We start from the raw sequence: 9,897 nt of genomic DNA on the forward strand, positions 1-9,897 counted from the left end.
TACCGGGCATCCGCCGGTTCGACTAGCGTTTGCCGGGAGTTCCCCCAACTCAGCTGCCAGCGCGTCGCCGTCGAAGTCGATACGCCTCCGGCCGACCCCTGCCTGCCCGATCGGTGGGTAATCGAGCGAACCCCCCGCTGCCGGTTCACCCGTTGGGCAGGATCGTTGACGACGAGGAGGTGCCGTCGTGCAGGACACCCGCGCTCTCGCCCTGACATTCGAGGTGAGCGGCCTGCCCCCGGTGAAGACCGAGGCCCTGTCCATCTTCGCCGCCGGGCACCGGCAGGCGACGAGGGTCCGGGCCCTGCTCCTGGCGGCCTGCTCGGCGGCCCAGCGCACCGGCTGGACACCGCTGGGCGGGCCGGTGGAGGTGGAGGTGACCCTGCGCTGTCCGCCGGGGCACCGCACCTCCGACGCCAGCACCCTGCTCGGCGGAGTCTGCGCGGTGCTGCAGGACAAGAAGAGGGTCGCCACCATCGGCCTGACCCACCTCGGGGTCCTCGCCGACGTCGCCCTCTACACCGACGACCGGCAGATCCGCCGGCTGTCGTACCTGGAGGAACCGGCGGAGGAGTTCTCCTACCGGGTGCGGGTGGCCGCCATGCCGACCGTGGTTTGACCGACGCGCGCGGTGGGGTACCGCCGACGCCGACGAAGGGAGCGTTGATGTCGGAGCCACATGTCACGCTCGACCCGAGCGGGCTCGACCCCGTGCAGCGGAAGCTGCGGGGCCCGCTGGAGGACCAGCTGACCTCGGCCCTGCAGGCGGCCACGGAGCGGATCCGGTCGAGTTTCGCGGGCGAGCCGGTGGAGCAGGTCTGTCAGCGGCTGCTGGACGAGACGCGGTCCGGGCTGCACCCGGACATCGCGGCCGGTTTCCAGCCGGACATGGACGAGTTCTGCCGGGTGGCGGTGGCGATCGTCCGGGGCGAGATCACCTGACCGCCGGTCGAGACGCCACCCGCTCCACGATCGACGGCGTCGACCCGACGCGCGGCCACGGTGCTGGATCGGCGCGGCGGGCGGCCCACGGCGTCGCCCCCGTGGGCGGGCACGGGTCAGGACCGGGTCCGCAGTTCCCCGGCCCTGACCCACCGGCCGTCCGGTGTGGCAGCGGAATCGCGCCGGTGAACGCGTGAGCGGACCATGCCGCCCACGCTGGGGCTCACCCGCGACGATACGGCCCGCCTGCACTCAGCTCCACGGTGCGCCACCGCCGGACTTCGGCGCGTTCCCGACCCACCCGAAGAGTCGCGAACGCCGGTTCAGGTTAGGCAGCGCGGCGCAGGCGGAACAACCTGTCCCGGCCATTCATGGCCGCGATTGTCGGCAAGTCCCAAATCCGGCAGCAGGCCGTAACACGAGCCACCGCGCCGGCGCTGCTCTGCATCGGAGCAGGTACACCCGGCGGGGCGTGTCGAGCAGGCCCAGAACGGGCGTGTCGAGCAGGCCCAGAACGCGAGAAACGGGCGCGTCGAGCGGGTGGGAACGTTAGAAGTGCCGGAGCAGGTCTTCGAACACGGCCAGCCGGAGCACGCCGGTATCGGTCGGGTCGAGGTCGTCGTGCTCCAGCACCCAGGTGTTCTCGTTCGGGATGAACACCGCCCACATGCCGGCGGCCCGGGCCGGCAGGATGTCCGACCGCGGCGAGTTGCCGATCATCCAGGCGGCTCCCGGGTCGAAGCCGTGTTCCCCGGCGAGCCACCGGTAGGTGTCGACGTTCTTCTCCCGCACGACGTGCGCGGCGTGGAAGTGGTGCAGCAGCCCGGAGGCGTCGAGCTTGCGCTGCTGCTCCTCCCGGTCGCCCTTGGTGAGCAGCAGCAGCCGGTGCCGCCCGGCCAGCGCGTCGAGCGTCGCGGCCACCCCGGGCATCAGTTCGACCTGGTGGTTGACCAGCGCCTCGGCCAGGGCATCGATCTGGCGGCGCTCCGCGGCGGAGACGGGCCGCTCCCGCAGCCGCTCCAGGCACTCGCCCAGGCTACGCAGGAAGACCTTGCTGCCGTACCCGTGGACGACCGCATTGGCCCGCTCGATGTCGTCGAGGATGGCCCGGATCTCCGCCCGGTCCAGCGTCGGGTGGTCCAGCCACGCGAGGAAGCCGTCGATGACCCGCTCGAAGACGACGTTGTTCTCCCACAGCGTGTCGTCGGCGTCGAAGACCAGCACCTGCGCGTTCCGTCGACCCGTCGTGCCCTGCCGCATCGCTTCCCCCTCCCGCCGGGCCCGGACACCGTACTGCGGATGGCGCGGCGCGGTCACGCCGATTCCGCCGGGCCGGTGGGCCCGCGGCGCAGGGTGAGGATCAGGTCGGCGACCAGGGCCGTCCAGCCCGTCTGGTGCCACGCCCCCAGCCCCGCGCCGTTGTCGCCGTGGAAGTACTCCGGGAAGCTGATCAGGTCCCGCCAGTCGGGGTGGGTCTGGAAGAGCTGGGCGGCCCCGTAGATGGGCCGCCGGCCCCAGCCGTCCCTGGTGAACAGCGAGATCAACCGGGCGGAGAGGTCATCGGCGATCTCGTTGAGGGTCCGCTTCACCCCCGAGCGGGTCGGGTACTCGACCTGGAGGTCGTCGCCGAAGAAGGCCGCGTAGTCGCGCAACGCGCTGATCAGCAGGAAGTTGGTCGGCATCCAGATCGGGCCGCGCCAGTTGGAGTTGCCGCCGAACAGGCCGCTGGTCGACTCGGCCGGCTCGTAGCCGACGCTGAACTCCTGGCCGCCGAGGGTGACGGTGAACGGCTTGTCCAGGTGGGCGCGGCTGAGCGTGCGCAGGCCGTACTCGGAGAGGAACTCCTCGGTGTCGAGCATCCGGGCCAGCATGCGGACCACCTTCTCCGGGCCGACCATGGTCAGCAGCCGCTGCTGGCGGCCGTCCGGGCCGATCCGGCGGGCGCCGATCACGGCGGCGTACTCGGGCCGGTGGGTGAGGAACCAACGCAGCCGGGCTCCCAGCTCGGGCAGGCGGCGCAGCGTACGCGCGGTGAGCCGGGTGGTGGCCGCCAGCGGCAGCAGCCCCACCACCGAGCGGACCTTCAGCGGCACCTGGCTGCCGTCGGCCAGCCGCAGCACGTCGTAGAAGAACGCGTCCTCCTCGTCCCAGAGCCCCTGGTCGTACGCGGCGGCGGCGATGTAGGCGAAGTGCTCGAAGAACTTGGTGGCGGTGTCGACCCACGTCCGGTCGTGTTCGGCGAGCACGATGGCGATGTCGAGCAGGTTGAGCGCGTACATGGCCATCCAGCCGGTGCCGTCGGACTGCTCCAGCGTCCCGGCCACCGGCAGCGCCGCCGAGCGGTCGAACGGGCCGACGTTGTCCAGCCCGAGGAAACCGCCCTCGAAGACGTTGTTGCCGCCGGTGTCCTTGCGGTTGACCCACCAGGTGAAGTTGAGCAGCAACTTGTGCATGACCCGGGCCAGGAACTCGTGGTCGCGGGAGCCGTCGATCTCGAAGACCTTCAGCACGGCCCACGCGTGCACGGGCGGGTTGACATCGCCGAACGCCCACTCGTACGCCGGAATCTGCCCGTTGGGGTGCAGGTACCACTCGCGCAGCAGGAGCAGTAGCTGCGACTTGGCGAAGCCCGGGTCGACGCGGGCGATGCTGACGCAGTGGAAGGCCAGGTCCCAGGCCGCGTACCAGGGGTACTCCCACGGGTCGGGCATGGAGATCACGTCGAAGCTGGTCATGTGCCACCAGTGGCTGTTGCGCCCGTGCCGGCGGCCGGCCGGGGGCGTGGAGCCGGGGTCGCCCTCCAGCCACCGCTTCACGTCGAAGTGGTAGAACTGCTTGCCCCACATCAGCCCGGCGATGGCCTGCCGGGCGACGAGGGCCTCGTCGGCGGTGGCGGTGGCCGGGACGACACCGTCGAAGAACCGGTTCGCCTCGGCCCGCCGCGCCCACACCAGCGCGTCGAAGCCGGCGCCCAGGTCGGCGGCCGGCGGCGGCGTCCCGCCAGGCGGCGGCGCGGTGCGGGTCAGCCGCAGCCGGATCTGCCGGTGCCCGCCGGCCGGCACGTCGAGCACGTAGTGCAGCGCGCCCTTGGTCCCCTCCCGCTCGGGGTTGACCGTCGCCGCGCCGTTCACCACGTGGTCGTTGATCCCGTCCTTGGGGTACGCCGAGCGGCCGGGCAGCCCCCAGAGCCGCTCGGCGTTGGTGTCGTTGTCGCAGAGCAGCGGCACCGGGTCGCCGTCGCCCTCCAGCAGGATCTGGCCGAGCACCCAGTGCTCGCCGACGAGCCGGGCCCCGCCGCCGGCCCCGGCGGCGGAGCCGACGAGCCGGGGCACGCGGTCCCCGCCGGGCAGGCCCCACGCCCACGTGTTGCGGAACCACAGCGACGGCAGCACGTGCAGCCGCTCGGCGGTGTCGCCCCGGTTGGCGACGGTCACCACGATGCACATGTCCGTCGGGGACGCCTTGGCGTAGTCGACGGTCACCGCCCAGTACCGGTCGTCGTCGAAGATCCCTGTGTCGACCAGCTCGTACTCGGTGTCGTCGCGGCCACGCAGCGCGTTGACGGCGACCAGTTCGTCGTACGGGAAGGCGGCCTGCGGATAGTGGTAGCGCCACCGCATCCACGAGTGGGTGGGCGTGGAGTCGAGGTACCACCAGTACTCCTTGGCGTCCTCGCCGTGGTTGCCGCCGTCGCCGCCGAGGCCGAACATCCGCTCCTTGAGGATCGGGTCGCGCCCGTTCCACAAGGCGAGAGCGAAGCAGAACGTCTGCCGGTCGTCGCAGACGCCCGCCATGCCGTCCTCGTTCCACCGGTAGGCTCTGGACCGCGCGTGGTCGTGGGGGAAGTAGTCCCACGCCGTGCCGTGCTCGCTGTAGTCCTCCCGTACCGTCCCCCACGCCCGCTCGGACAGATAGGGACCCCATGCGCGCCAGTCCTGCTCCCCGGAGTCTGCCTGGGCGAGCCGGAGCCGTTCGGCGTCGGATGCGGGCGCGGAGGAGGGGGGCATGTCGGTGATCACGTGCCTATCTTCGGTGCCGCCGGGGTACTTCACCACAGCGGCCATTCTCGTCGTGGTGTGTTACACCTCGCCGCCGCTGGAGGAAAGTTGATCGACATTCGTTTCGGTCCGCAGATCTGCGGGGAGCTGACCGGCGGAGCCACCAGGGAGTGGTTGGTCCCCGACGGCCTGGGCGGGTACGCCATGGGCACCGTGAGCGGGCTGCGCACCCGCCGCTACCACGGGTTGCTGGTGGTGGCCGGCCAGACCCCGGCTTCCCGAAACGTGGGACTGGTCAGTCTCGACCCGGCGGTCACCCTCCCCTCCGGCGCGCGGCTGCGCCTCGGCGCGCACGAGTGGTCCTCCGGCGACGTCGACCCGCGCGGCTTCGAGCTGCTGGAACGCTTCGACCTGACCGACGGGCTGCCGCGCTGGCGGTGGCGGATCGGCGACGTGGTGATCGAGCGCGAGCTGGCGATGGCGTACGGGCGCTCGTGGGTGGCGGTGGTGCACCGGCTGGTCTCCGGCGGGCCGGTCCGCCTCGACCTGTCGGCGGCCTGCACCTGGCGCGACGCGCACGGCGAACGGCGCGCCGACGGTCCCACGCCCCGGGTCGAGCCGGTGGACGGCGGCGCGGTGGTGGAGGGCGCGTTCCGCCTCGCCGGGCCGGACTGGGTTCCCGAGGGGCAGTGGTGGCTCGGGGTGCACCACCGCGAGGAGGCGGCCCGGGGCCTGCACCCGGACGACGACGTCTGGCACGCCGGGCGGTTCTGCGGCACGCTGGAGCGCCCCGGCGACACGGTGTCGGTGCTGGCCTGGGCGGGCGACCTGGCCACCGCGCCACCCCCGGCGGAGCAGATCGTCGCGGCGGCCCGGCGGCGCAACCGGCAGGTGGTGGCACGGGCCATGCCGGCGGACGCCGTCGAGGCCACCCTCGCGCTGGCCGCCGACGCGTTCGTCGTACGCACCGCCGCCGGCCCGGACGTGGTCGCCGGCTACCCGTGGTTCGGCGCGTGGTCACGGGACACCATGACCTCGTACGAGGGGTTGTTCCTGTGCGCGAACCGGGCCGACGAGGGGCGGGAGCTGCTGCGGGCGTACGCGGCGACCCTGTCGGAGGGGATGCTCGCCAACACGGCCGACACCGGGCAGGTGGAGTACAACACGGTCGACGCCGCGCTGTGGTACCTGCACGCGGTGAGCCGGCACGTCACCGTCACCGGGGACACCGACCTCGGCGACGAGCTGCTGCCGGCGCTGCGCGGGGTGGTCGACGCGTACCTGGCCGGCACCCGGTACGGCATCGCCGTCGACCCGGCCGACGGCCTGGTCGCCCAGGGCGGCAGCCCGGGCACGGCGCTGACCTGGATGGATGCCCGGGTGTACGGGGTGCCGGTCACCCCGCGAACGGGCAAGCCGGTGGAGGTCAACGCGCTGTGGGTCAACGGGCTCGCGGGGCTGGCCGAGCTGACGGAGCTGGCCGGGGCCGACGCCGCCGAGCTGTGGCGGCTGCACGCCCGGGCCACCGCGTCGTTCGCCGCGCGCTTTCCCTCGCCGGTCGGCTGGCTGCACGACGTGGTGGACGCGCCCGCGCCGGCCTACCCGCTGGGCGGCGCGCCGTTCCACGACGACGACCTGCTGCGCCCGAACCAGCTACTGGCCTGGTCGCTGCCGTACGCGCCGCTGGAGCCCGACGAGCCGACGCTGCGCCGGGTCGCCGCCGGGCTGCTCACCCCGCTGGGGCCGCGCAGCCTCTCCCCCGACTCGCCCGGCTACCACGGCCGGCACCGGGGCGGCCCGGCCGAGCGGGACGGCGGCTACCACCAGGGCACGGTGTGGCCGTGGCTGCTCGGGCCGTACGTGGACGCGGCCCGGCGGGCGAAGCTGCCGGTAGACGACCTGTTCGTCGGCGTGGAGGCACACCTGACCGAGCACGGGCTGGGGTCGGTCAGCGAGACGGCCGACGGGGCCGCCCCGCACGCGGCGACGGGCTGCCCGTTCCAGGCATGGTCGGTCGCGGAGGTGCTGCGCGCGCGCCGGGTCCGCCGGTAGCGCTTTACATCCCCGCAACGGTGACGTCTCCGCCGGTTATCCGGCCGGGGGCAGGATTGCCCGAAGATCCAGGGCACGTCGGCGGCACCCGGTCTGCGGGTGTGGCCGGCGCACGCGCCGGGGACAACTCAAAGGGGGCCGCATGTCACCTGATGCCAAAGTGATCGACATCAACCCCGCCCGGCACCAGCGGGTGCTCATCCTCTCCTGGGAGTATCCGCCGGTGCTCGTCGGCGGCCTCGGCCGCCACGTGCACGCCCTCTCCGTCGCCCTCGCCGCCGCCGGCCACGAGGTCACCGTCGTCACCCGCCACGCCGAGGGCGCACCCCTGGAGGAGTACGCCGACGGCGTCCGCGTCCTACGCGCCGCCGAGGACCCGGTCACCTTCCCCCTGGCCACCGGCAGCCTCCTGGCCTGGACCATGGCCTTCAACCACACCCTCACCCGCGCCGCCCTGCGCGCCACCGAATCCGCCACCTACGACGTCATCCACGCCCACGACTGGCTCGTCGCGCACACCGCGATCACCCTCGCCGAGTACCTGGACCTGCCGCTGGTGACCACGATCCACGCCACGGAGGCGGGCCGGCACCAGGGCTGGCTGCCGGAGGAGATGAACCGCACCATCCACGGCGTCGAACACTGGATCAGCGGCGAGTCGACCCGGGTGATCGCCTGCTCCGGGTACATGCGCGACCAGATCACCCGCCTGTTCGACGTGCCGGCCGCCCGCGTGGACGTGGTGGCCAACGGGGTGGACGACCGGGCCTGGCGGGCCCGCCCCCGGGCGGTCGCCTCGGCGCGGGCCCGGTTCGCCGGTGACGGTCCCCTGGTCGGGTACGCGGGCCGGCTGGTCTACGAGAAGGGCGTGCAGCACCTGATGCACGCGGTGCCGTACCTGCGCGAGCGGCACCCGGGGCTGCGGGTGGTGATCGCCGGCGACGGCCCGTACCGGCAGGAGTTGGTGGAGCAGTCGCACCGGCTGCACCTGGGCGACACCGTGCGCTTCGCCGGCTTCCTGGACTCCACCCAGCTCCCGGCCATGCTGGCCGCCACCGACGCCACCGTCGTGCCGAGCCTCTACGAGCCGTTCGGCATGGTCGCCCTGGAGGCCGCCGCAGCCGGCGCTCCGCTGGCGGTCGCCTCGACGGGCGGGCTCGCCGAGATCGTCGAGCCCGGGGTCACCGGGGTGACCTTCCCGCACAGCGACCCGGACGCGCTGGCGGGCGCGGTCGACCGGCTCATCGGCGACGAGGTCTTCGCCCGCCGGGTGGCCCGCCGGGCCCGGACGATGGTCAGCGAGCGGTACGGCTGGGCGACCATCGCCGCCCACACCGCGAGCAGCTACGCGGCGGCCCGCCGCGAGCACGGCTCGTTCCAGGCCCGCCGGGCGGCAAGCCGGCTGGGCGCGGGGCGGCCCCGGATCGCCATTCCGGAGGGTAACCTGCTGACCGCCGGGCACGCCGCCTGCTGACGCTTCCCCGACCTGACGTCCGATAGGTCGTCGCCGATCCTCTGGCTATGGTGTACGTCGGCCAGTGGTGAGGAGAGCGGTGCAGCAGGTAGTTATCGGCGGCCGGTACCGCCTGCTCGACCTCGTGGGTCGCGGCGGCATGGGCCGGGTCTGGCGTGCCAGGGACGAGATGCTGCACCGCGACGTCGCGGTCAAACAGGTCGTCCCGCCGGCCGCGCTGGTTGGGGAGGAGCGCGACGAGCTGCGTTTCCGCACGCTGCGGGAGGCGCGCACGACGGCCCGGCTCAACCACCCCAACGTGGTCCGGGTCTACGACGTGGTGCCCGTCGACGGCGACCCGTGGCTGATCATGGAGTACGTGCCGTCCCGGTCGTTGCAGAACATCCTGGACACGTCCGGGCCGCTACCACCCCGACGGGCCGCGGCGATCGGGCTGGCACTGCTGGCCGCGCTGCGCGCCGCGCACCACGCCGGGGTGCTGCACCGCGACGTCAAGCCCGCCAACGTGCTCATCGCCGACGACGGGCGGGTGATGCTCACCGACTTCGGGCTCGCCGTCTTCGACGGCGGGGACGGGGTGATGACCCAACCGGGGCTGGTGCTCGGCTCCCCGCAGTTCGTCGCCCCGGAGCGGGCCGCCGAGGGTGTCTCCAGCGTGGAGGCCGACCTGTGGTCGCTCGGCGCGACCCTGCACGCGGCCGTCGAGGGCAAGTCGCCGTACGCCCGCAGCACCGCGATGGCGACGCTGAGCGCCCTGGCCACCCGGCCGCCGGATCCGGCGCCGCACGCCGGACCGCTGCGGCCGGTCCTGGCCGGCCTGCTCCGCCGGGACCCGCGGCACCGCATCGACCACGAGGAGACGCAGCGCCGCCTGGCGAAGGCCGCCGCCCCGGGTGCCGACCCGTCCCCCATCGTGGTCGCCTCACCGGCGACGGTGGTCCCGCCGGTCGGGCCGGTCGCGGCGGACCGGATGGTCGTGCCGGGCTGGACGTCGGGGCCCCCGGGACGGAACAGGCCGAAGCGGAACGGTTTGACACGGAAAGGCTCCAGGCAGAACGGGCCGAAGCGGAACGGGCCGACACGCGACGGGCCGACGGCGGAGGCGCCCACGCGGGACGCGCCGGCGTGGAAGGAACCGGCACGGGACGGGCCGGCGCGGGACGGGCCGACGTGGAAGGAACCGACGTGGGGCAGGTCGACGCTGGCCGGGCCGCCGGACGCCGCCACGCCGGCCGGGCAACGCTGGCCGCTGGTCGTGGCAGCCGTGGCGATCGTGCTGCTGGTCGCGCACACCGTCGCCTTCGCGCTGTTCAGCCCCCACACCGTCCACAGGGCGGCACCCCCGGACACGCCGGGGGCGATGCCGAGCCCGTCGGCGGCCGGACCGGTGCTGCCGCCGCTCGGTGCGGGTGTCCCGACCCCGCCCTTTCC

The 9,897-nt window shown here is 73.4% G+C and carries 7 protein-coding genes; 5 read left to right on the forward strand and 2 right to left on the reverse strand.

Going from position 1 to position 9,897, the window contains the following annotated elements:
- Positions 1–187 precede the first annotated feature (187 nt).
- Both E1258_RS08050 and E1258_RS08055 read left to right on the forward strand, forming a co-directional pair.
- The gene (locus tag E1258_RS08050; RefSeq protein ID WP_132398280.1) at positions 188–619 is read left to right on the forward strand and encodes a hypothetical protein; all 432 of its coding nucleotides are present in this window, start codon (positions 188–190) and stop codon (positions 617–619) included.
- A gap of 47 nt (positions 620–666) precedes the next feature.
- Positions 667–942, forward strand: a complete 276-nt coding sequence (locus E1258_RS08055) for a hypothetical protein (protein WP_132398282.1) — start codon at positions 667–669, stop codon at positions 940–942.
- A gap of 549 nt (positions 943–1,491) precedes the next feature.
- Here the strand turns inward: E1258_RS08055 and E1258_RS08060 are convergent.
- Together E1258_RS08060 and E1258_RS08065 are read right to left on the reverse strand one after the other, a co-directional pair.
- The gene (locus E1258_RS08060) at positions 1,492–2,202 is read right to left on the reverse strand and encodes an HAD family hydrolase (protein WP_132398292.1); all 711 of its coding nucleotides are present in this window, start codon (positions 2,200–2,202) and stop codon (positions 1,492–1,494) included.
- Positions 2,203–2,255: 53 nt separating this feature from the next.
- A complete protein-coding gene (locus E1258_RS08065; protein WP_132398284.1) occupies positions 2,256–5,006 on the reverse strand; it encodes a glucosidase in 2,751 nt (916 codons plus the stop codon).
- 42 nt (positions 5,007–5,048) lie between these two features.
- Here E1258_RS08065 and E1258_RS08070 point away from each other — a divergent pair, with 42 nt between their 5' ends.
- The 3 genes from E1258_RS08070 to E1258_RS08080 form a co-directional block, all read left to right on the forward strand.
- On the forward strand, positions 5,049–6,992 hold the full coding sequence (locus E1258_RS08070) for an amylo-alpha-1,6-glucosidase (protein WP_132398286.1): 1,944 nt from the start codon (positions 5,049–5,051) through the stop codon (positions 6,990–6,992).
- Between the two features lie 142 nt (positions 6,993–7,134).
- Positions 7,135–8,466 carry a glycosyltransferase family 4 protein gene (locus E1258_RS08075; RefSeq protein ID WP_132398288.1) on the forward strand — a complete coding sequence of 444 codons (1,332 nt, stop codon included), beginning with the start codon at positions 7,135–7,137 and terminating at the stop codon, positions 8,464–8,466.
- A gap of 79 nt (positions 8,467–8,545) precedes the next feature.
- Positions 8,546–9,897, forward strand: a 1,352-nt coding sequence (locus E1258_RS08080) for a serine/threonine-protein kinase (RefSeq protein ID WP_243715269.1), incomplete at its 3' end; no start/stop codon positions are given.

This window comes from Micromonospora sp. KC207, from assembly GCF_004348615.1.
GTDB lineage: Bacteria > Actinomycetota > Actinomycetes > Mycobacteriales > Micromonosporaceae > Micromonospora.